The sequence below is a fragment of the Klebsiella sp. M041 genome (genome assembly GCF_059759695.1).
Map to the genome: position 1 here is coordinate 77912 of NZ_JCAXWU010000018.1, position 20906 is coordinate 98817.

Genomic DNA, 20906 nt, shown 5'->3' on the forward strand with positions numbered 1-20906 from the left:
TCAGGCTGCGCAGGTTAAGATGGCGCGCTATTGCCCCCCTCACCAGGAAGAAGAGATGTTGCTACCCCTGACCACGCCCCGGCTGCTGCTGCGCCGGTTCAGAAAGGAAGATCTGCCGTCTTTCAGCCGCTATCGCAACCTGCCGGAAGTGGCCCGCTTTCAGAGCTGGAGCCATTACGGTATGGCAGAGGCGACTGCCTTCTATGAACAACAGCGTTCCCTGGCCTTTGCTGAGGATGAGAGTTGGTTCCAGCTTGCCGTAGAGATCCAGGCCAACGGTGCGCTGGCGGGAGATGTGGGGATCCACTTTTTCGATCAGGGCAGACAGGCCGAGCTGGGGATGACCTTTTCCCCGGCGTATCAGCATCAGGGGTATGCCCGGGAAGCCATACAGGCGGTGATAGCCTTACTCTTTGAACCGTTGGCCCATCACCGGCTGATCGCGGTGGTAGACACCCGCAATACCGCCGCGATCAAACTCCTGGAAGGACTGGGCTTTCGTCGCGAGGCGCATTACCGGCAGAATATCTTTTTTAAAGGCCAGTGGGGCGATGAGTATCTGTACGCGCTGCTGCGCAGCGAATATCAGTGAAGTGACGGCCTGGCCGTCACTTCTGCCAGGGTTGCCGGTTAGGTATGCTGGCGGATAAAGCGCGCGCGCCACGGTTTTAGCACCCACAGCGCGAGGGCGGCGGTGACAAAATCCAGGCCAATGGCGCAGCTGAAAACCACATGCCAGCCGTGGGTGTACTGATAGAGCAACGCCGCCAGCGGGCCGCCGAAGATTGACCCGATGCCCTGAGAAATATACAGCCAGCCATAGTTGCTGGCGGCATGTTCGCTGCCGAAGGTATCGGTGAGCGTCGACGGGAAGAGGGAGAAGATTTCCCCCCAGCCAAAGAACACCACCCCGGAAAGCAGGACAAACAGCAGCGGATCTTCCCGGCACGCCAGCCAGAGCGTCATCGCCACCCCCTCCAGCGCAAAGGCGATAAACATGGTTTGCTCGCGGCCGAAGCGGTCGGAAATAAAACCAAACAGCGGCCGGGTTAAACCGTTGGTGAAGCGGTCTATCGTTAACGCCAGCGGCAGGGCCGCCATGCCAAACACCACCGCCTGGCTAATGCCGAAGTCCTCGGCGAACACCGCCATCTGCGAAGTGACCATCAGCCCGGAAGTCGACATCATCGCCATCATGGCAAACATCAGCCAGAACAGCGGTTGGCGCAGCATTTCCCGGGAGGTAAACGATCTGCTGCTCTGCGCCACCGTCTGGCTGACGGGCAAAGAGACAGCAGGCGGCGGCAGCTTCAGTCCCTGACTGGCGAGGAAGCCGACGAGCGAGAAGAGGACCCCGAATGTCGTCATCGTGTGTTCAAGGCCGTTGGTGGTCAGCGACAGGGAGATGGGGAAGGTGGTTATGATGGCCCCCATCCCGTAGCCCGCCGCCACCGCGCCGGCGGCGAACCCCCGCTGCCGCGGAAACCATTTGACCATCAGGCCGACAACGCCGATGTAGACGATCCCGGTTCCAAGGCCGCCCATGCAGCCATAAACCAGCCACAGCGTCGCCAGGCCATTCACCTGTGCGGAAAGCACCCAGCTCATCCCCGCCATCACCGTGCCGATAGCAATTAGCCGCCGTGGGCCAAATTTCTCCACTAACCGCCCCTGAAAGGGCGAAAAGAAGGTCTGGAGGATGATCAGCAGCGAGAAGGTGACCTGCAGCTCGGGCAGACCGACGCCCAGCTTTGCGGCCAGGGGTTTCGTCAGCAGCGTCCAGACATATTGCGGACTGGAGATGGCGGCCATACAGATCAGGCCCAGCACCAGCTGGCGCCATTTGCCATATTTCGGGGTAACCAACGGTTCGCTGAGTGTCGTCATGTTGTTCTCCGTTTTCAGTTAGCAGGTTTCCGTGAAACGCATCCGCCCTGGAGGCTTCACGGAGAGAAGAAGGCGTTGGCGTCGCGACCGCAGGTGGCTATGGGTTGTCGCCTCTTGGCCTGAGATCTTGTCAACATCGCTGTATACAACCGCAGAGCATTAAACGTGCCAGTTAAAATAGTTCTTTATATACAAACAGTTAACATGGAAGTGTGGGAGGGGATGGGATTCAGTATGGTGAACAGGTGGCACTGAGTCGGTGCAATTGGGTCATCGCTGTGCGCTTCACTTAATGACTGGCTCAAGGCCAATGGTAGGTCTAATGGAAAAAGAGGCATGGCATTCAGGCGGGGGACAGGCACCCACCTGTTTATCCTCTTCCTGATCGCTGATTATATTCACGCTATAGATACAGGAGGCGCTAACCTGGTCGGTGCGAACGGCTTCAAATCGCATTCTGATGAAGTTGAAGATAAACCCTGCTTAAACATGACGCAGAAATAAGTGAAAAATAAGTTACAGTTAACAATTTATTAAATTCACATTGGAATTATTTTAATGGTTATTTTCTCAATGCACTGATTTATAAGTTTAAATATAATGACAGACTGGATTTTCATCAAATAGTGATGACGGAGAATATCATTGATAATACCAATATCATGATCTATGGTAGCGTTCACTTAATAGTAAATTGAATGAGGTGGGAAATGCATAATTATATTGCCAAAGGTATTGCGCTGGCTGTAGCCATCGCTGCCTCAGGAACGGTGCAGGCTATTGATAAAAAGAATCCTGATCCTTATTTTTCAGGGGTCAAGATTTTTGCCCTAAAGGAGGCCACCGGAAGTGAATGGGATAGCGTGACCGGTGAGGCGAAGTATCTGGTGACCTATAAAGTTACGCTTGATAACTTCTCTGATAAAAGCATTGAACCTGGCAAAGATAACAAAATGTGCTTCTTTTTGTATGATAAAAATGGCAAGTCATTTATGAGCACGGGTATTGAAATGGAGATGCTGAAAAAATACAAACCCATTGAAAGCCGAACAGGTAACGTGTTCTTCAGCAGCGCCGATCCTGAAATACTGAATATACCTTTTGTCCGTCTCGCTTTCGGTAAAGACTGCTTAACAAAATAACTCCCATCCCGAGCGTGGATGATCTGCCTTATATGACGTTAGCGTAACACCAGGCGTCCGTCAGGTGTTACGAGATGAACATAACATCTGGATGATGAGGAGGCGTGCGCGGCAGACATCAACCGTGTCAAGCACCACGCTCATCTGAAGCAGGTCACTCGTATTTCATTTTACGGGGGAGGTGCGTCTGCCGGGTGGGGGATACACTGGCCAGCTATTGGACAATCTTTACGCGTCTTTTTTTGCGTCGCTATCCGTGACGCTCCTGATGATTTTTCTCAGTTGGCAAATGCCAAAACTCATCGCTAATTTATTATGGTGCTTCGCTTTGCTTACGGTGCCTGTAAAAAGAGAGTGCCCGACAAAATGGCTATCCTGATAAAAAACAGTATCAGCGTGTAACTCGCCAGAAATCACCAGCACTGCTATTAGCAAAAGGAGGGAGGTTTTCATCATTCGTTTCTTGTCAGCTTAACTCTGTCTCTGGTTATCCGGGCATTATGTACACCGTTCAGCAATGGTAGTGACCGACCGATGTATATCCGGGGCATGCGGCGCATAATAAAATTCTACCGAAGTCTGCCTGCCGTTGAAGTTACTGATTTCCACCCACGCGACAGTCGTGTTTTCAGTATTCCTCAGGTTGTATTTATCGATGTTTTCAGGAAGAGTGTCATCATATTCCAGCGATAAATTCGCTTTAGACGCGGCATTATTAAGGCAATCGATCACCTGATTTTTTCCCTGATTAACGTAATAGGTTTCTTCTTCCGGGTGTATGCCCACATCACCCAGATCCACACAACCACTTAACAGAAAAAGGGGGGGCAACATCAGCAATATTTTCATGAAACCTCTCTGTGTTAAATAACATTGGCGTGATTTTAACTTGTATTTAACAGGCCAGGCATTCTGAGTTAACGAATGGTGAATTTATTCCACCCCTCTACATAACGTGGCGCAATATTATCATCGTGCGTTAAAACGCACAAGCCTGCGATTTAGCATTAGTATGTATTCAACATTTAAATGCTTTACCGTCAGGCGGGGAAAACAGGCGGTAAAAATATGAGCCCCCCTGGCGACGGGACAGGGAAGAAGCGCCTGCGACATCCCCCATGTCGAAGCGGCGTAATGGCAAACATTTACCCCGCGCCATGATAATCAGCTACAGGATTCATCCCCCATGACCCGCGGCCGGTTGTTGGCCAGGACGCGGTGGGCTTTCCCTTTGCACCAAAGCCATGCAATGCCCCACTTTTACTCCCCATTTTTGGGAGGCGATGCGCCGGTTGGCGGTAAATCACTGAAAGTACTGCTGTCTGGCTCCTGGCATGGCCCTTGCAATACCATCAGCAGAAAGCAGCGCAACAGACAATTTAGATCACACAATAGCTGGCTAGGGTTCCGGTTCACCGCGGTGAACGTCTGGTCCGAGAGCTGGCGACCTCGGCGAGGTTACACGGCGGGATAAAAGCCCGGGAGACAGCAGCACCGTTGGGTGTCGCGCTGCTCCGTTTCTCGTGCTAACCAGAGGTCCACCATGAAAACATCGCCGCTCCTCCGCTCACTTGTCCTGTCACTGACGCTATTGACCAGCGTCCCGTCCTTTGCCGCCGTCAAGAAAGAGTTCAACGTCTGCTGGACCATCTACGCCGGCTGGATGCCCTGGGGCGCCATCAGCAATGAAAAGATCATCGATAAATGGGCCAGCAAGTACGGCATCAAAATCAATATTGTTCAGCTCAACGATTACATCGAATCCATCAATCAGTACACCGCCGGGCAGTTTGACGGCTGCACGATGACGAATATGGACGCCCTGACCATTCCGGCGGCCGGCGGTGTCGACAGCACGGCGCTGATCACCGGCAGCTACTCCGATGGTAACGACGGGGTGGTTCTGAAAGGGGCGGATAAAAAGCTCAGCGACCTGAAAGGGATGTCGGTGTATCTCCCGGAGCTGTCGGTCTCCCACTATCTGCTGGTGCGCGGCCTGGAAAAAGCCGGGCTGCAGGAAAAAGACGTCAAGGTGGTGAATACCTCCGATGCCGATATCGTCTCGGCCTTTGGCACCAGCGGCGTGCGGGCGGCGGTGGCCTGGAATCCACAGCTGTCGGTTATCAAAAAGACCCCGCAAACCAGCGAAGTGTTTAGCTCCTCGCAGGTGCCGGGCGAGCTTATCGACATGATGGTGGTCAATACCCAGACCCTGAAAGATAACCCGGCGCTGGGCAAAGCGCTGACCGGCGCGTGGTTTGAAATGATGGCCAAAATGAAGGCCGGCGATACCCAGGCGCTGAGCGCTATGGCCGCCGACTCCGGTACCGATCTCGCCGGCTACCAGGCGCAGCTCAAAACCACTCATCTTTTCTGGACGCCTGCCGACACCCTGGCGTTTATCGCCTCGCCGGATCTGGCGAAAACCATGCAGCGTGTGGCGCAGTTCTCCTTCGATAAAGGTCTGCTGGGCGAGGGGGCGCAGAGCGCGGACTTTATCGGCATGACCTTCCCGGGCAATGTCACGCTCGGCGATGCCGCCAACCGCAAACTGCGCTTTGACGACAGCTACCTGAAGCTGGCCGCCGCGGGCCAGCTGTAATGATTGCCGCCGGGAGACCACGCCATGCGCCACATTAACCGATATCCCCAAAAGGGGATGCGCCTGACGCTGATGCTGCTGCCGTTTGTGCTGCTGATCGCCGCCTGGTTTATGGGATCGGCGGTGCGGCTGGAAGCCAATCCGCAGGACAAGTTGCTGCCAGGCCTGTCGCAGATGGCGGCGGCCATTGACCGGATGGCGTTCACCCCGGACAAACGCAGCGGCGAGTATCTGCTGTGGGCCGACACGCTGATCAGCCTGAGCCGTCTGCTGACGGGCCTGGCCGTCTCGTCGCTGATCGGCCTCGGCATCGGTATCGCCGCCGGCGTCTTCCCGATGTACCGCGCGGCGCTGTCGCCGCTGATGACGGTGGTGTCAATGATCCCGCCGCTGGCGATCCTGCCGGTGCTGTTTATCGTCTTTGGCCTGGATGAGCTGTCGAAAGTGATGCTGATCGTCATCGGCATTACGCCGATGCTGGCGCGCGACCTGGAGCAGCGGGCGCGGGAGATCCCGGCGGAGCTGTTTATAAAGGCGCAGACCCTGGGGGCTAATAGCTGGACGGTGGTGCTGCGGGTGGTGCTTCCTCAGCTGCTGTCGCGGCTGATCGCTTCTCTGCGCCTGCTGCTGGGCTCAGCATGGCTGTTCCTGATCTCCGCCGAGGCCATCTCCGCCACCGCCGGGCTGGGGTATCGCATCTTCCTGGTGCGGCGCTATATGGCGATGGATGTGATTATTCCGTATGTCATCTGGATCACGCTGCTGGCATGGCTGATGGATCTGGCGCTGCGTCAGCTGCACAAAGCCTGTTTCCCGTGGGCGGAAGGAGGCCGGGGATGAGTTTTATCGACATCAAAAACATCTGGCAGGAGTACGGCGACCACGTGGTGCTGGAGCGCATTAATCTGCAGGTGAAAGAGGGCGAGTTTTGCTCAATGGTCGGCGCGTCCGGCTGCGGTAAATCGACCTTTCTGCGTCTGCTGCTCGGTCAGGAGCAACCGACCCGCGGCGCCATCCTGCTCGACGGCCAGCCGCTGGCGGCGGAGCCGGACCGCAGTCGCGGCGTGGTTTTCCAGCGCTATTCGGTGTTTCCGCATCTCAACGTGCTGGATAACGTCGCCATCGGCCTGGAGCTGCCGGCGTCCCCGCTGCTGGGGCGCCTGTTTGGCGGCAGAAAGCGCGAGGCCCGGCAACAGGCCCAGCGAATGCTGGAGAAAGTGGGCCTGGGACACGCCCTGGATAAATACCCGGCGCAGCTCTCGGGTGGGATGCAGCAGCGGCTGGCCATTGCCCAGGCGTTCGTGATGCAGCCGCGGGTGCTGCTGCTGGACGAGCCCTTCGGCGCGCTGGATCCCGGCATTCGCAAGGATATGCATGCGCTGCTGCTCCAGCTGTGGAGCGAAACGCGCATGACGGTGTTTATGGTCACCCACGACCTGGCCGAAGGCTTCAACCTGGGCACGAGGCTGCTGGTGTTCGACAAAGTGCGCATCGACCCGCAGGCGCCCAACGCCTGGGGAGCGCGTATTACCTACGACATCCCGCTCAATGAAGCGCGGATGGCGCAACTGGCCGCCGGTAGCGACACCAACGTTTACGCATTAAGGAGATAAATTGATGACTGAACTGTTTCACTCCACCCCCAGCCTGCGCGAAGAGCGGCTTCCCGGCGGGGCGCACACCTCGCTGATTTTGCGCAAAGGGCAGATCCTGCGCCTGACCGATCTCGACGGCGGGGCAAACGTCAGCATGATGATGCTCAATCCTCATGAGAAAAGTGAGCGGCTCAACCTGCCGGATACCCTCAAAGGACAGCATACCGCGCGCCTGACCGCCGGGCACTGTTTCTACTCCGATATGGGCCGGGTGCTGGCCGGGATCGTCGCCGACAGCTGCGGCTGGCACGATCCGTTCGGCGGGGTCCTCAATGCCGGGGAGACGCACGACAAATATGGCGCCGGACGCTATCAGGAATTACGCAATGGCTTCTACCGCAACGGCGTCGATAACCTGCTGGTGGAGATGGGGAAATGGGATCTCGGTCTGGAAGATCTGCTGATGGTAGTCAACTTCTTCAGCAAAGTGACCGTCGATGACGAGGGGCGCTTTCACTTTGTCTCCGGCAACAGCCGCGCCGGGGACTATGTGGAACTGTATGCCCCGATGGACGTCCTGCTGGTCCTCACCGCGCTACCGCATCCTCAGGATCCGGCCACAGAGTATGCCCCCCGTCCGGTACAGCTGAGCTGGTATCAGGCCGACGATGAAGACGCGGCCACTCAGGCGCTCCTGACCCGCGATGAGAACCTGCGCGCGTTCCGCAATACCCAACTTTTTGCCCTGTAAGGAGGCGTTTATGACCCTTATCACCAGTCACCGACGTCCGGAAGAGGCCGTCTATCGCCATGTGATCCCCGCCGGGGAGCCGTGGCTGTTCGAGGTTAAACAAGGGCAAACCCTGCGTCTGCTCGATCTCGAAGGCAACCAGGCGATTGATACCCTGTTTTACAACGCCGACAACCCGCGCGAGCGCTACGATGCGCAGCGCACGCTGCGCCGCCAGGGTAACGCCTACCTCACCGCCGGCAGCGTGCTCTATTCCAACCTTGGCCGTCCGCTGATGACCATCGTGGCCGATACCTGCGGGCGGCACGATACCCTCGGCGGCGCCTGCGCCCAGGAGAGTAACACCGTCCGCTACGCCCTCGACAAGCGCTACATGCACAGCTGCCGGGATAATTTCCTCTGCGCCTGTCTGCATGATGGTCGTCTGCATAAGCGCGATATTGGCGCCAACATTAACTTCTTTATGAACGTGCCGGTGACGCCGGAGGGCGGTCTGACCTTTGCGGATGGCATCTCGGCGGCGGGAAAATACGTGGAACTGCGCGCGGAGTGTAACGCCATGGTGTTGATCTCCAACTGCCCGCAGCTCAACAATCCCTGCAATGGCTGGAACCCGACCCCCGCCGAGGTGCTGGTATGGAACTGACCCGCTGGCAGCGCTGGCGTTTGCTGGCCTTTCGGCTGTTCGCCGTTCGCGCCGACCGCCTGAACCACACGCCGACGCGCCACCTTTAAGCGCCGGTTCTCCCGGGGACGACCTCAGGGGAAGACGAATTGTTGCGGGACGACCCGCTTCGCTGTGAGTTCCGCTTATGTTTGATACCTTACTGATTGCCAACCGCGGGGCGATTGCCTGCCGCATTCTGCGCACCCTGCGCGCCATGCAGGTGAAGGGCGTCGCCGTTTACGCCGAAGCCGACCTGAGCAGTCTGCACGTCCGCGAAGCGGATGAGGCGCTGAGCCTTGGCGAGGGGCCGGCAGCGCAAACCTATTTAGTCGTAGAGAAGATCATTGCCGCCGCGCGGCAGAGCGGCGCCCGCGCCATCCACCCCGGCTACGGCTTTCTGTCGGAAAACGCCGCCTTCGCCGAGGCCTGTGAGGCGGCGGGACTGGCGTTTGTTGGCCCGACCCCGCAACAGCTGCGAACCTTCGGCCTGAAGCATACCGCCCGCGCGCTGGCCAAAGCGGAGGGCGTTCCGCTGTTGGAAGGCAGCGACCTGCTGGCCGACAGCGAAGAAGCCTGCCGGGCGGCAGAGGCGGTGGGCTACCCGGTGATGCTCAAGAGCACGGCGGGCGGCGGGGGGATTGGCATGCGCGTCTGCCGCGACGCCCGCGAACTGAGCGAGGCGTTTGCCACGGTGCAGCGGCTGGGGCAAAACAACTTCAGCGACGCCGGGGTGTTTCTCGAAAAATATATCGAACGCGCCCGCCATCTCGAGGTGCAGATCTTCGGCGACGGGAAGGGGGCGGTTATCGCCCTCGGCGTGCGCGACTGCTCGCTGCAGCGGCGTAACCAGAAAGTGATTGAAGAGACGCCGGCGCCAAATCTGCCGGACGGGATGGCGCAGGCGCTGTGTAGCGCGGCCATTGCCCTCGGGAAAGCGGTGAACTACCGCAGCGCCGGGACGGTGGAGTTTGTCTACGACAGCGCGGCGCAGCGCTTCTATTTCCTGGAGGTCAATACCCGGCTGCAGGTGGAGCACGGCGTCACGGAGCAGGTGTGGGGCGTGGACCTGGTGCGCTGGATGATCGCCCTGGCGGCAGGGGATTTACCGCCGCTGAGCGAGCTGTCCGCCGGGCTACAGCCCCGGGGGCATGCCATTCAGGCGCGAATTTACGCCGAAGATCCTGGCCGTCAGTTTCAGCCTTCGCCCGGACTGTTAACCGACGTCTGGTTTCCGCCGGCGGACGGCGCTACCCTGCGCATCGACCGCTGGGTCGAGGCCGGCTGTGAAGTGCCGCCGTTTTTTGACCCGCTGCTGGCGAAAGCTATCGTCTGGCGCCCCAGCCGCGATGAGGCGATCGACGGCCTGGCGCAGGCCCTGGCGGAGACCCGCCTGTACGGCGTCGAAACCAACCGCCAGTACCTGCAGCAGATCCTTCGCTTTGCGCCGTTCACCGCCGGGGAACCCTGGACCCGCTGTCTGGAGCAACTGCGCTACCGGGCCGATACCGTGGAGGTACTCAGCGCCGGCACCCAGACCAGCGTCCAGGACTACCCGGGACGTCTGGGGTACTGGGCGGTGGGCGTACCGCCCTCAGGCCCGATGGATGACCGGGCGCTGCGCCTGGGCAATCGTCTGCTGGGCAATGCCGAGGGCGACGCCGCGCTGGAGATCACCCTTAGCGGACCCACGCTGAAATTTAACACCGCGGTGCAGGCGGTGGTCTGCGGCGCGCCGCTGCCCGTAACGCTCGACGGCATCGACCAGGAGATGGACGGCGTCTTCTCTGTTCCGGCGGGGGCGACCCTCAGGCTGGGGGCGATAAGCGGGCCAGGCGTCAGAAGCTATCTCTGCCTGCGCGGCGGCATTCAGGTGCCGGACTACCTGGGCAGTAAAAGCACCTTTACCCTCGGTCAGTTTGGCGGCCACGGCGGACGGGCGCTGCGCGCCGGCGACGTGCTGCATCTTGCGCCTCCGGCTGAGACCATGGAAGGCGCGGCGCTTCCCGCAGGGTTGCGCCCTGAGCTTGCGGAAGTGCGAACGCTGCGGGTGATTTATGGCCCCCACGGCGCGCCGGAGTTCTTTGCCCCGGCGTATATGGCGACCTTTTTTGCCACCGACTGGGAAGTGCATTTTAATTCCAGCCGCACCGGCGTGCGCCTGATCGGGCCCAAGCCGGTCTGGGCCCGCGACAGCGGCGGCGAAGCCGGGCTCCATCCGTCGAATATTCACGACAACCCCTACGCGGTGGGGGCGGTGGATTTTACCGGCGATATGCCGGTGATCCTCGGGCCGGACGGCCCAAGCCTCGGGGGCTTCGTCTGCCCGGTCACGGTGATCGAAGCCGATCTCTGGCAGCTGGGCCAGCTTAAGGCGGGGGATAAGGTGCGCTTTGTGGCGATTGACGTCCCCACCGCCCGGCGGCTGGCGGCAGGCCGTCGCGCAGAGCTGGCGACCCTGCAGGCGCAGGACGTTGCCTGGCAGCCTGTGCCGCTCACCTCACCGGTGGTGATGACCTGCGGCGACGCTGACAAACGCCTGGTGGCGCGCCTCTCCGGCGATACCCATCTGCTGCTGGAGGCCGGTGAGGCGGAGCTGGATCTGGTGCTGCGCTTTCGCATCCATGCCCTGATGCAGGCCCTTGAGGGGCAATCCCGGGACGGGATCATCGATATCACGCCGGGGATCCGTTCTCTGCAGCTCCATTTCCAGCCGGAAACGCTGGCGCTGGAGACCCTGCTGGCGTGGGTCCGCGAGGAGTGGGCCACGGTCTGCATTAGCGACGATCTGCAGGTTCCGACACGGGTGGTGCATCTCCCGCTCTCCTGGGACGATCCGGCCTGCCGCAAGGCGATCGACAAATATATGACCACCGTCCGCCCGGACGCCCCCTGGTGCCCAAGCAACCTCGAGTTTATTCGCCGGATAAACGATCTCCCGGATGAGCAGGCGGTGTGGCAAACGGTGTTTGACGCCAGCTATCTGGTGATGGGTCTCGGCGATGTCTATCTCGGCGCGCCGGTGGCCACGCCCCTTGATCCGCGCCATCGGCTGGTCACCACCAAATACAACCCGGCGCGAACCTGGACGGCGGAAAACTCGGTGGGCATCGGCGGAGCGTATCTTTGCGTTTACGGCATGGAAGGCCCGGGCGGCTATCAGTTTGTCGGCCGCACCCTGCAGATGTGGAATCGCTATCACGAGGTGGCCGATTTTGCCGGCAAGCCCTGGCTGCTGCGCTTTTTCGACCAGCTGCGTTTCTATCCGGTCTCGGCGGAAGAACTGCTGGCTATTCGCCGCGATTTCCCGCTCGGACGCTACCCGCTGCGCATCGAGCACAGCACGCTGCGGCTGGCGGAGTACCAGCAGTTTCTCTCTCGCGAGGCGCAGAGCATTAGCGCATTTCGCGATCATCAGCAGCGGGCGTTTAACGACGAGCGCGAGCGCTGGATCGCCAGCGGCCAGGCCCATTTCGACAGCCAGGAGAGCGCGACAGAAGAGGCGGGCGATGCGCCGCTGCAGCCGGGGGAGCAGGGGGTGGAAAGCCCGGTATCCGGTAATCTGTGGCAGGTACAGACCGCGGCCGGCAGCCAGGTACGCGCCGGCGATGTGCTGGTGGTGCTTGAGTCGATGAAAATGGAGATCCCGCTGCTGGCGCCGTGCGATGGCAGGGTTCAGCAGGTCAATGTGCAGCCAGGCAGCGCGGTGCGTGCCGGGCAGCGGGTGGCAGTGATTATTGAGGAGAAGGCATGATGCAGCAGACGTTTGATTTACGCCTGGCGACTCTGGCGACGAACTATCGTAACGGCCACACCACCCCGCGCGCGCTGCTGGCGGGGATCCGCCAGCGGGCGCAAGCGCTGGATCCCGAGTTTAATCTGTTTATCCATCTCCTGAGCGAAGCGGAGCAGGCGCCGTTTCTGGCGGCGCTGGAAGGCCATTCGCCAGACACGCTCCCGCTGTACGGGGTGCCGTTCGCCATCAAAGATAATATTGACCTTGCGGAGATCGTCACCACTGCCGCCTGTCCGGCGTTTGCTTACCGGCCGACGCAAAGCGCGACCATTGTCGCACAGCTGATTGCCCTGGGGGCGGTGCCGGTGGGCAAAACCAATCTCGATCAGTTTGCCACCGGCCTGAACGGGACCCGTTCGCCGTATGGTCGCTGCCGCAACGCGTACCATCCCGCTTATCCCTCCGGCGGCTCCAGCGCCGGGTCGGCGCTGGCGGTAGCCCTGGGCGTCGCCAGCTTCGCGCTGGGGACCGACACCGCCGGCAGCGGTCGCGTCCCGGCCGGGCTGAATAACCTGGTGGGCCTGAAAGCGACGAAAGGGGTGATCTCCACCGCCGGGGTGGTACCGGCCTGCCGCACGCTGGACTGCGTGACCTTTTTCAGCGCCACCGCCGACGAGGCCAGCCAGCTGCTGGCCCTGGTTGCCCGGGCCGATCCGCAGGATAGCTACAGCAGCCGCAATCCCCAGTGGAACAGTCGTCAGGCCTTCGGCAGGCCGTCCGCCGGGTTTCGCTTTGGCGTCCCGCGGGAGCTTAACTTCCTCGGCTGCCGCGCCAGCGAAGCGCTGTTCGCCCAGGCCGTGCAGCGGCTGACGGCGCTCGGCGGGGAAGCCGTGGCGATCGATTTTGCGCCTTTTCTCGCCGCCGCCCGCCTGCTGTATGACGGGCCGTGGGTCGCTGAACGCTATGCGGTGGCTGGCCCGTTGATTGAGCAGCAGCCTGACGCCGTGCTGCCGGTCATTCGCGACGTGCTGGCGAAAGCGCCTGATATCGACGCGACGGCGACCTTTAAGGCGATGTATCAGCTGCAGGAGTATAAAGCGCAGTGCGATGCCATCCTCGAGACGCTGGACTGCGTGCTCACGCCAACCTTTCCGCGGCCGGTAACGCTGGACGAGCTGGCGGCGGAGCCCATCGCCCGCAACGCCGACCTGGGCTACTACACCAACTTTATGAACCTGCTGGACTATGCGGCGGTGAGCGTGCCGTGCGGGTTTATGCCCGACGGGCTGCCCTCCGGCGTCACGATGTTCGGCCGGGCCTTTACCGATCAGTATTTGCTGAGCCTGGCCGACGCCTTCCAGCGCGCGGAGCGGCTGCCGCTGGCAGGCGGCGCGCGGCTGGAGAGCCCACCGCCTGCGCACCCCGCGGGCCATGATCGGATGGCCCTGGCGGTATGCGGCGCCCACCTGACCGGCCAGCCGCTGAACGGTCAATTGCTGGCGCGGGGCGGCCGGCTGCTGCAGGCGACCCACAGCGCGCCGCGCTATCGGTTGTATGTCCTCCCGGATGGCAAGCGCCCGGCGATGGTGCGTGACGAGCCAGAGGGGGCCGCGATAGCGGTGGAAGTCTGGGCGATCCCCAGCGCTGAGGTGGGGTCGCTGCTGGCCGCCATCCCCGCGCCGCTGGGGCTGGGACAGATTGAGCTGGCGGACGGCCGCTGGGTGACAGGCTTTATCTGTGAAGCCGGGGGGCTGGGCGCGGCCACCGAGATCACCGCCTGGGGCGGCTGGCGTCAGTGGCTGGCCAGGTAAACGGAACACCCTCTGCAGTAGCGCCGCAGAGGGCACTTCTGCACCATCCGGCGATGCCTCCCGGACGCCGAGCGACGGCCGGGGAAGGTTACTGATGGAGGGGGGCGGGATAAAACGCTTCCGCTGTCCATTGCGCTGATGGCTGGCGGTATTGCTGCCAGAACAGTTCGGCAATCCACCAATATCAGTGAAGCGCTGCTGACGGCGGTTATTCGGGCAACCGGGATCGCACTGCTGCCGGGGTGGATGGTTAGCCAGGCGGTACAGTGCGGCGAAGGTCAGCGTTTATGCCCTGATGCCGCCCGGCACGCTGGTTCCCGCCAAGACCCGGGTATTTATCGACACGCTATGCCATCAGCTGGCGTCATCCCCGCTGTGGCAGGACGAATTGAAGCGATAAGCAGGGGGGCCGCCAGATTAAGCCATGGATGGCGGTTATACCGCGGTACTGGCCCGGACTTTGAGTACTGACGGAATTTCTATGAACTTTTCACAAGACTTATCGTTTAGCAGCTCGAGAAGCGCTTTTCCCGCCTTCACCCCAATGTCATGCCAGGGAAATTCAACGGTTGTCAGGGCAGGGGAACAGACTGTCGATAAAACCCCGCCGCCTAAACTCGCAATGGCTACGGTATTGGGCACTTTGATCCCGGCGCTGTGGCAGGCCATCATGCATCCGCACGCCATTTCATCCGAAGTGCAAATAAGCGCATCCAGATCGCCCCAGGTAATCATCATATCCTTGAAAATATTCACGCCTGTGGCGATGGTTGAAGGCAAATGCGTGGTCACCACCCGATGTGGCGAACGGTTCAGGGCCAACATCGCCGTATTCCAGCCACTCAGAAGCTGGCGAAACATCGTATTGTTGGCTGGGGTACACAACAACGCGATGTTTTTTAATGAGGCATCCGCGAGGTGGGTTACGATCTGTTTCACTGCCTTACCGTAATCCACGCCGATGCACATGCCAACAGGCTGGGTATTTAACGCGCCAATCTCCAGGATAGGCACATCAACATTGGCCAGCAGCTGGGTGCAGCTCTCAATGGTGTCGATATTGAACTGAATAATCGCTGCCGGGTTATAGGCGAGCATTTTTTCAAACGTTCTTTGTTCGTTTTGACCGTCATGACCAGATTCCATAAACATCATGGTATAGCCGCGTTCAGTCAGGATTTTTTGTAATGCCTCCGACACCGGCAAAAAACCTGGCGAAGAGAAGGTGGGGACGACGGCCAAAATGAGATCGGAATGGACCGACGCCAGATTACGCGCCTGGAGATTGGGGACATAGCCGAGTTGACTGACTGCCGCATCAATACGATCGCGAAGGTCAGGGTTGACTTTTTCAGGCATTCTCAGCGCACGGGAGACAGTCATGGCGCTCACGCCGACAAACTCAGCCACTTCGGTCAGGGTTATCTTCCCAGTTCCCTTACGACGTTTTTCTTTCGGGCTATTGTCTGCGTCTAGACTCTTCACCAGGATCACCAACCGTTTGAAAAATAATAAGTAACAAAAGTAAATCGTTGATACGCATTATAACTTACCACAGCGAAGGGGAAAGCACATTATAACAAATGTTAGCGGTAACTCGATTTTTAACATTTTTGCTTGTTAGCGCTAACTTTGAGAGATGTATCACAGTTGCATTTTATTTAGCTGTTTATAGTTCAGCACATGGAATCCCTCGGGAGTGCATATGATTAGAGACTGGTTAACCCCGGATAAAATTAATGTCATTAACGCAATAGATAACTGGAAAAATGCCGTTCGACTCTCAGCAGAACCTTTGCTGGCGCAGGGGTATATGGCAGAGCACTATATTGAGGCGATTTTTAAAAGCCATGAAGAATTTGGGCCTTATTATCTATTAGCCCCAGGATTAGCGATGCCTCATGCCCGCCCCGAGCAAGGTGCATTGAGGAATGGATTATCACTCCTTCATATTAAAGAGGGCATATCATTTGGCTCGACTGAGAACGACCCGGTATACGTGGTTATTATGCTATGCGCTTGTTCCGGGAATGAACATATCACGATGATCGGTGAACTGGCAGAACTCTTTAGCGATCGGCAAAAGCTAGAACGATTGTTAAAAGCCGATGATATTAAGGCAATTCAGGCCGTTATTGACTGAAGGAAAAGAGAATGAAAAAAGTACTCATCGTCTGTGGCAATGGTTTAGGCAGCAGCTTTATCGTTGAAATGAATGTCAAAAAAATCCTTGCTGAAATGAATAAAGAGGTTGAAGTCGCACATACCGACCTGACGTCAGCGAAAAGCGAAACTGCGGACCTTATTCTGAGCGCCAACGATATTGCCGAACATTTAACTGGTCATTCCGCGAAGGTTGTTGGATTAAGTAATTTACTCGATAACAATAAAATCAAAGAGATTTTAGCAGAACACATTTAAGCAACGGCTTTCTGAACCGTGGAGTTTAATATGCTTCATTTCCTTATTTACGATGTGTTAGGGACACCGGCGATTCTGGTTGGATTGTTTTCTCTAATCGGTCTGCTGTTGCAAAAAAAAGGAATTTCAGACGTTATCTCAGGCACCCTGAAAACCATCATGGGTTTTGTTATTTTAACGGCTGGCGCCGGTATCATTGCCTATACATTAACCATTTTTAGCCAACTATTTGAACATTCATTTCATATTCAGGGGGTGGTGCCTAACACCGACGCGATGGCCGCGCTGGCGCAGAAGAATTATGGCACGGAAACCGCCACGATCATGGTGCTGGGCATGTTGATCAATATCGCCCTGGCGCGTTTGACGCCATTAAAGTACATCTTTTTAACGGGCCACCATACGCTCTATATGGCCGCGATGCTGGCGGTGATCTTGTCAGTAGGTGGCTTGTCGGGTGGTTGGGTGGTGGCCATCGGGGCGGTGATTCTCGGCGCGATGATGGTGATCTCTCCGGCGATCTTGCAGCCGTTTACCCGAAAAATTACCAATACCGACGATCTGGCTCTCGGCCATTTTGGCTCTATTGGTTATCTGCTCTCCGCGCTGGTGGGAAAAGTCGTAGGGAAAGGTAGCCCCTCGATTGAAGAAATTAAAGTGCCTAAGTCACTCAATTTCCTTCGTGACTCGTCGGTGGCCATCTCTCTCACCATGATGATTCTGTTCCTGGTGCTGGTGGTCGTCGCAGGCAAAACCTTTGTCGAGGAGACCCTGAGTGCCGGTCAGAATTTTATTATCTTCGCCATTATTCAGTCCCTCACTTTTGCTGCGGGGGTTTATATCATCCTCGCCGGTGTGCGGATGGTGATTGCCGAGATTGTGCCAGCGTTTAAAGGTATTGCAGACAAACTAGTGAAAGATGCGAAACCGGCGCTGGACTGCCCGACGGTGTTTCCCTTTGCTCCCAATGCCGTTATCGTCGGGTTTCTCGCAAGCTTTGTTGCAGGCCTGCTCAGCATGTTCCTCTGCCCGCTGTTCGGTTTGAGCGTCATCGTACCGGGACTAGTGCCTCATTTCTTTTGCGGGGCAACGGCTGGCGTTTACGGCAACATCACCGGCGGACGTCGTGGGGCAGTGGTGGGGGCATTTGCCCATGGCCTGCTCATTTCGTTCCTGCCGGCAATCCTTTTGCCAATGATGGGAGATATGGGCCTCGGTTCTACAACCTTTGGCGATGCAGACTTTGGCGTTGTCGGCATCGTTTTAGGTCATATCATCGCAATGTTTAACTAACTATTTATTATCGGAGCTGGTTTATGGGCGCTAAATTTTCACCCTCACTGATGTGTATGGATTTGACACAGTTCAAAGAACAGATCACAGCAATGAATAACAAAGCGGATTTTTATCACGTCGATATAATGGATGGCAATTACGTCCGCAATATCACTCTGTCTCCCTTTTTTATTGAGAATCTGAAAAAAATCACTACCGTTCCCATCGATGTCCATCTGATGGTGAACCACCCGGAAGATATTATCCCAATGTGTCTCGCCGCAGGAGCCGATATCATTAGCTTCCATCCCGAGACTGCGAATAACAAAATTTTCCGCCTGCTGAATCAGATCAAGGATGCGGGAAAACAATGCGGGGTGGTGCTGAACCCGGCGACACCGGCTGAAAGCATTGCTGAATATGCGCACCTGCTGGATAAAGTGACGGTCATGTCAGTTGACCCTGGCTATGCCGGGCAAAAGTTTATACCTGAGTCGCTGAACAAAATAAGAAAGCTCATCAGTATGCGCAAAAATAATGGCTATCATTATCTGACGGAAATTGATGGTTCTTGCAATGAAAAAACCTTTGGTTTGATTGCTGAATCTGGGGTGGATGTATTTATCGTTGGTACATCTGGTCTGTTTTCTCTTCATGAAGATGTCAGCCTGGCGTGGGACAGAATGATCGATATTTTCCAGCGTGAAACCGTCGCTGCCTGATTCATTTTTTGCGTATTATTTATTTCTAACCACAGTGTATATTCAAGAATATTAAAAAACTGCATCACGCCAGCGATGCCTGTTCTGTTATTCAACGACCACTCTATATGAATGCGGGTGAATTATGGATATTGCAACAGTACTTAATGTAAAGAACATCAAGCTAAAAATGACTGCCAGAACGAAAGAAGAGGTGATAGAAGAACTCACCGAGTTACTGGTACAGGATGGTGCGGTGACCAATAAGGAGGACTTTATTCGCGATGTTTGGTTACGTGAAGAGCAAGGCTCAACCGGTTTTGAAAATCATATTGCGATCCCGCATGGTAAATCTTCCGGTGTGGCCCGAACCGCATTAGCTATCGGTCGTACTCAACATGAAATCCCCTGGGAGACAATGGATGGTAGCGATGTCCGCTGTATTATTTTATTTGCGGTCTGCCTGGTGGATCAAAATGCCACTCATATTCGCCTGTTAGCGCAAGTATCCGGATCGCTGGCAGACGAAGACATTATTGCTAAGTTACTGGTTGAATCTGATCCACATAAAATCATTGCGCTTTTCAATTCTGCAACTGAAAGCGCCGATGCTTAATACATAGTTGTTAACATCCTTTTGTACCTTATTAAATAAATCACGGAGAATCGAGATGAATATCGTCGGAGTTACCGCCTGTACGGTGGGAATTGCACACACCTATATTGCTCAAAAGAAAATTGAAACAGCCGCCAAAAAAGCCGGTCATAACGTTAAAATAGAGACACAAGGGACCATAGGCATTGAGAATCAGTTAACCGCTGATGAGATTGCCATGGCAGATATTGTGCTGCTTGCCGCTGATGTTAAAGTGACGGGAGAAGAGCGATTTGCGGGTAAGAAAGTGGTCAAAGTCGCCACAGAAACGGCAGTGAAATCTCCTAATAAGCTGATTGAAAAACTCAGCGAAATAGTCAATTCATAATTTTATTTCGGCCTGCTGACTCTATACTTAAGGGCGTAACTTATGTCTCTAAAACAAATATGGCAAGCAGCAAATCCTAAAGGACATCTGCTGACCGCTATCTCGTTTCTGATCCCCATTGTCTGTGGCGCAGGGTTTATTATTGCTATCGGCATGGGGCTTGGTGGAACAGTGCAGGACACGTTAACTCCGGGGCAATTTGATTTATGGCAGGCGATGGCCACTCTGGGCGCTAAGGCGCTTGGGCTGTTGCCGGTGGTCATTGCGGTGGGGATTTCCGGCTCGATTGCTGGCAAGCCGGGCATCGCACCGGGATTTGTCGTCGGGCTGGCGGCAAACACCATCAGCGCTGGCTTTATCGGCGGGATGATCGGGGGCTACATTGCCGGCTATATCGCGCTGGCGATCATTAAAAAGGTGAAGGTCCCGGACTGGGCCCGCGGGTTGATGCCGACGTTGATCGTGCCCTTTTTTGCTTCCATTATCAGCTGCCTGATTATGGTCTATATCATCGGTACGCCTATCGGTATCTTTACGGAAGCGCTTACGTCTTTCCTGAGAAGTATGGGTACGTCATCGAATTTAGTGTTGGGCGCAGTGATAGGCGCGCTGTGTATCGTTGATTTTGGCGGCCCGCTCAATAAAACATGCTTTGCCTTCGTTCTGACGCTGCAGGCGCAGGGAATAAATGAGCCGATAACCGCACTTCAGTTAGTTAATACCGCAACGCCTATTGGTTTCGGGCTGGCTTTTTTCATTGCCAAGCTTCTGCGTAAGAACATCTATAACAGTGAAGAAGTGGAAACCTTAAAATCGGCGGTTCCGATGGGGATTGTTAATATCGTTGAAGGCTCTATCCCGATCGTCATGAACGATATCGTCCGCGGTATCGCCGCCGCGGCCATCGGCGGCGCGTGCGGTGGGGCAGTGACCATGGTATATGGTGCGGACGCCACGGTGCCTTTTGGTGGGGTATTGATGATCCCCACCATGTCACATCCCATGGCCGGCATTATGGCGCTGCTGGTGAATATCGTGGTCACCGCTACAGTCTACGCTGTCATCAAAAAAGATATACCGCGCGATGTCATTGTTAATAACGATCACGAAGAAGAGGATATAGACCTCGATGATATTAAAGTGAGTTAACTTACCTCTATATTATTTTATCAATCGCATTGTGCTATTTCTGCACACCCGCCCATAGTCGACTGTTTCCTGGTTATGGGGGCTTTGTTGAATAAATCGAACTTTTGCTAAGTTGAAGGATCAGATCACGCATCTTCCCGACAACGCAGACCGTTCCGTGGCAAAGCAAAAGTTCAAAATCACCAACTG

General features: G+C 56.7%; 21 protein-coding genes and 1 riboswitch. Of the genes, 17 read left to right on the forward strand and 4 right to left on the reverse strand.

Annotated elements, in window-relative coordinates; all coding sequences use genetic code 11:
• Positions 1 to 19 precede the first annotated feature (19 nt).
• On the forward strand, positions 20 to 592 hold the full coding sequence (locus AC6CWS_RS21245; protein ID WP_165454435.1) for a GNAT family N-acetyltransferase: 573 nt from the start codon (positions 20 to 22) through the stop codon (positions 590 to 592).
• 38 nt (positions 593 to 630) lie between these two features.
• Here the strand turns inward: AC6CWS_RS21245 and oxlT are convergent, their stop codons facing one another.
• Positions 631 to 1887 (reverse strand): oxalate/formate MFS antiporter, encoded by a 1257-nt coding sequence (gene oxlT / locus AC6CWS_RS21250; RefSeq protein ID WP_065883711.1) that lies wholly within the window; start codon positions 1885 to 1887, stop codon positions 631 to 633.
• Positions 1888 to 2597: 710 nt separating this feature from the next.
• Between oxlT and AC6CWS_RS21255 the strand changes: the two genes are divergently transcribed.
• Complete coding sequence (locus AC6CWS_RS21255) at positions 2598 to 3029, forward strand: DUF4354 family protein (protein WP_065883713.1); 432 nt, start codon at positions 2598 to 2600, stop codon at positions 3027 to 3029.
• Positions 3030 to 3257: 228 nt separating this feature from the next.
• On the opposite strand, the gene AC6CWS_RS21260 is transcribed toward AC6CWS_RS21255, so the two are convergent.
• Positions 3258 to 3485 carry a hypothetical protein gene (locus tag AC6CWS_RS21260; protein WP_101994829.1) on the reverse strand — a complete coding sequence of 76 codons (228 nt, stop codon included), beginning with the start codon at positions 3483 to 3485 and terminating at the stop codon, positions 3258 to 3260.
• A 42-nt stretch (positions 3486 to 3527) separates the two neighbouring features.
• Positions 3528 to 3878 (reverse strand): hypothetical protein, encoded by a 351-nt coding sequence (locus AC6CWS_RS21265; RefSeq protein ID WP_065883716.1) that lies wholly within the window; start codon positions 3876 to 3878, stop codon positions 3528 to 3530.
• A gap of 539 nt (positions 3879 to 4417) precedes the next feature.
• A riboswitch (guanidine-I (ykkC/yxkD leader) is annotated at positions 4418 to 4516 on the forward strand.
• 56 nt (positions 4517 to 4572) lie between these two features.
• Between AC6CWS_RS21265 and AC6CWS_RS21270 the strand changes: the two genes are divergently transcribed.
• The 7 genes from AC6CWS_RS21270 (at position 4573) to atzF (ending at position 14188) form a co-directional block, all read left to right on the forward strand.
• Positions 4573 to 5631, forward strand: coding sequence for a putative urea ABC transporter substrate-binding protein (locus tag AC6CWS_RS21270; RefSeq protein WP_032452903.1), 1059 nt, complete (start codon positions 4573 to 4575; stop codon positions 5629 to 5631).
• Positions 5632 to 5655: 24 nt separating this feature from the next.
• Positions 5656 to 6471 (forward strand): ABC transporter permease, encoded by an 816-nt coding sequence (locus AC6CWS_RS21275; protein ID WP_023289736.1) that lies wholly within the window; start codon positions 5656 to 5658, stop codon positions 6469 to 6471.
• Positions 6468 to 7244, forward strand: a complete 777-nt coding sequence (locus AC6CWS_RS21280; RefSeq protein WP_044523302.1) for an ABC transporter ATP-binding protein — start codon at positions 6468 to 6470, stop codon at positions 7242 to 7244. Before AC6CWS_RS21275 ends, AC6CWS_RS21280 begins: the two co-directional genes overlap by 4 nt.
• A 4-nt stretch (positions 7245 to 7248) precedes the next feature.
• A complete protein-coding gene (locus AC6CWS_RS21285; RefSeq protein WP_032454968.1) occupies positions 7249 to 7977 on the forward strand; it encodes an urea amidolyase associated protein UAAP1 in 729 nt (242 codons plus the stop codon).
• A gap of 10 nt (positions 7978 to 7987) precedes the next feature.
• The gene (locus AC6CWS_RS21290) at positions 7988 to 8623 is read left to right on the forward strand and encodes an urea amidolyase associated protein UAAP2 (RefSeq protein WP_023289733.1); all 636 of its coding nucleotides are present in this window, start codon (positions 7988 to 7990) and stop codon (positions 8621 to 8623) included.
• Positions 8624 to 8789: 166 nt separating this feature from the next.
• On the forward strand, positions 8790 to 12395 hold the full coding sequence (gene uca / locus AC6CWS_RS21295; RefSeq protein WP_065883718.1) for an urea carboxylase: 3606 nt from the start codon (positions 8790 to 8792) through the stop codon (positions 12393 to 12395).
• Positions 12392 to 14188, forward strand: a complete 1797-nt coding sequence (gene atzF, locus AC6CWS_RS21300; protein WP_498256438.1) for an allophanate hydrolase — start codon at positions 12392 to 12394, stop codon at positions 14186 to 14188. Before uca ends, atzF begins: the two co-directional genes overlap by 4 nt.
• Positions 14189 to 14623: 435 nt before the next feature.
• On the opposite strand, the gene AC6CWS_RS21305 is transcribed toward atzF, so the two are convergent.
• Positions 14624 to 15676, reverse strand: a complete 1053-nt coding sequence (locus AC6CWS_RS21305; RefSeq protein ID WP_065883722.1) for a LacI family DNA-binding transcriptional regulator — start codon at positions 15674 to 15676, stop codon at positions 14624 to 14626.
• A gap of 217 nt (positions 15677 to 15893) precedes the next feature.
• On the opposite strand from AC6CWS_RS21305, the gene AC6CWS_RS21310 reads away from it, so the two are divergent.
• The 8 genes from AC6CWS_RS21310 to AC6CWS_RS21345 all read left to right on the forward strand — a co-directional run.
• On the forward strand, positions 15894 to 16331 hold the full coding sequence (locus AC6CWS_RS21310) for a PTS sugar transporter subunit IIA (RefSeq protein ID WP_060590605.1): 438 nt from the start codon (positions 15894 to 15896) through the stop codon (positions 16329 to 16331).
• An 11-nt stretch (positions 16332 to 16342) separates the two neighbouring features.
• Positions 16343 to 16609, forward strand: a complete 267-nt coding sequence (locus AC6CWS_RS21315; RefSeq protein ID WP_080901595.1) for a PTS sugar transporter subunit IIB — start codon at positions 16343 to 16345, stop codon at positions 16607 to 16609.
• A gap of 30 nt (positions 16610 to 16639) precedes the next feature.
• On the forward strand, positions 16640 to 17902 hold the full coding sequence (gene ulaA, locus AC6CWS_RS21320; protein ID WP_044523287.1) for a PTS ascorbate transporter subunit IIC: 1263 nt from the start codon (positions 16640 to 16642) through the stop codon (positions 17900 to 17902).
• Positions 17903 to 17925: 23 nt separating this feature from the next.
• Entirely contained in the window at positions 17926 to 18606 is a 681-nt protein-coding gene (gene alsE, locus AC6CWS_RS21325) for a D-allulose 6-phosphate 3-epimerase (protein WP_080901596.1), read from the forward strand.
• A 124-nt stretch (positions 18607 to 18730) separates the two neighbouring features.
• Positions 18731 to 19201, forward strand: a complete 471-nt coding sequence (locus AC6CWS_RS21330) for a PTS sugar transporter subunit IIA (RefSeq protein ID WP_101995275.1) — start codon at positions 18731 to 18733, stop codon at positions 19199 to 19201.
• 55 nt (positions 19202 to 19256) lie between these two features.
• Positions 19257 to 19568 carry a PTS fructose transporter subunit IIB gene (locus AC6CWS_RS21335; protein WP_004179922.1) on the forward strand — a complete coding sequence of 104 codons (312 nt, stop codon included), beginning with the start codon at positions 19257 to 19259 and terminating at the stop codon, positions 19566 to 19568.
• 42 nt (positions 19569 to 19610) lie between these two features.
• Positions 19611 to 20717 (forward strand): PTS fructose transporter subunit IIC, encoded by a 1107-nt coding sequence (locus AC6CWS_RS21340; RefSeq protein ID WP_044523279.1) that lies wholly within the window; start codon positions 19611 to 19613, stop codon positions 20715 to 20717.
• A gap of 112 nt (positions 20718 to 20829) precedes the next feature.
• Positions 20830 to 20906 (forward strand): hypothetical protein (locus AC6CWS_RS21345; protein ID WP_224261798.1); only part of this gene is annotated, 77 nt, incomplete at its 3' end.

Coding starts and splice junctions, on each gene's coding strand:
- AC6CWS_RS21280 (WP_044523302.1), top strand. CDS start 6,468: ATGAGTTTTATCGACATCAAAAACATCTGGCAGGAGTACGGCGACCAC.
- AC6CWS_RS21335 (WP_004179922.1), top strand. CDS start 19,257: ATGAATATCGTCGGAGTTACCGCCTGTACGGTGGGAATTGCACACACC.
- AC6CWS_RS21330 (WP_101995275.1), top strand. CDS start 18,731: ATGGATATTGCAACAGTACTTAATGTAAAGAACATCAAGCTAAAAATG.
- AC6CWS_RS21275 (WP_023289736.1), top strand. CDS start 5,656: ATGCGCCACATTAACCGATATCCCCAAAAGGGGATGCGCCTGACGCTG.
- AC6CWS_RS21310 (WP_060590605.1), top strand. CDS start 15,894: ATGATTAGAGACTGGTTAACCCCGGATAAAATTAATGTCATTAACGCA.
- uca (WP_065883718.1), top strand. CDS start 8,790: ATGTTTGATACCTTACTGATTGCCAACCGCGGGGCGATTGCCTGCCGC.
- oxlT (WP_065883711.1), bottom strand. CDS start 1,887: ATGACGACACTCAGCGAACCGTTGGTTACCCCGAAATATGGCAAATGG.
- AC6CWS_RS21265 (WP_065883716.1), bottom strand. CDS start 3,878: ATGAAAATATTGCTGATGTTGCCCCCCCTTTTTCTGTTAAGTGGTTGT.
- AC6CWS_RS21260 (WP_101994829.1), bottom strand. CDS start 3,485: ATGATGAAAACCTCCCTCCTTTTGCTAATAGCAGTGCTGGTGATTTCT.
- alsE (WP_080901596.1), top strand. CDS start 17,926: ATGGGCGCTAAATTTTCACCCTCACTGATGTGTATGGATTTGACACAG.
- AC6CWS_RS21315 (WP_080901595.1), top strand. CDS start 16,343: ATGAAAAAAGTACTCATCGTCTGTGGCAATGGTTTAGGCAGCAGCTTT.
- AC6CWS_RS21245 (WP_165454435.1), top strand. CDS start 20: ATGGCGCGCTATTGCCCCCCTCACCAGGAAGAAGAGATGTTGCTACCC.
- AC6CWS_RS21255 (WP_065883713.1), top strand. CDS start 2,598: ATGCATAATTATATTGCCAAAGGTATTGCGCTGGCTGTAGCCATCGCT.
- atzF (WP_498256438.1), top strand. CDS start 12,392: ATGATGCAGCAGACGTTTGATTTACGCCTGGCGACTCTGGCGACGAAC.
- AC6CWS_RS21340 (WP_044523279.1), top strand. CDS start 19,611: ATGTCTCTAAAACAAATATGGCAAGCAGCAAATCCTAAAGGACATCTG.
- AC6CWS_RS21270 (WP_032452903.1), top strand. CDS start 4,573: ATGAAAACATCGCCGCTCCTCCGCTCACTTGTCCTGTCACTGACGCTA.
- AC6CWS_RS21285 (WP_032454968.1), top strand. CDS start 7,249: ATGACTGAACTGTTTCACTCCACCCCCAGCCTGCGCGAAGAGCGGCTT.
- AC6CWS_RS21290 (WP_023289733.1), top strand. CDS start 7,988: ATGACCCTTATCACCAGTCACCGACGTCCGGAAGAGGCCGTCTATCGC.
- ulaA (WP_044523287.1), top strand. CDS start 16,640: ATGCTTCATTTCCTTATTTACGATGTGTTAGGGACACCGGCGATTCTG.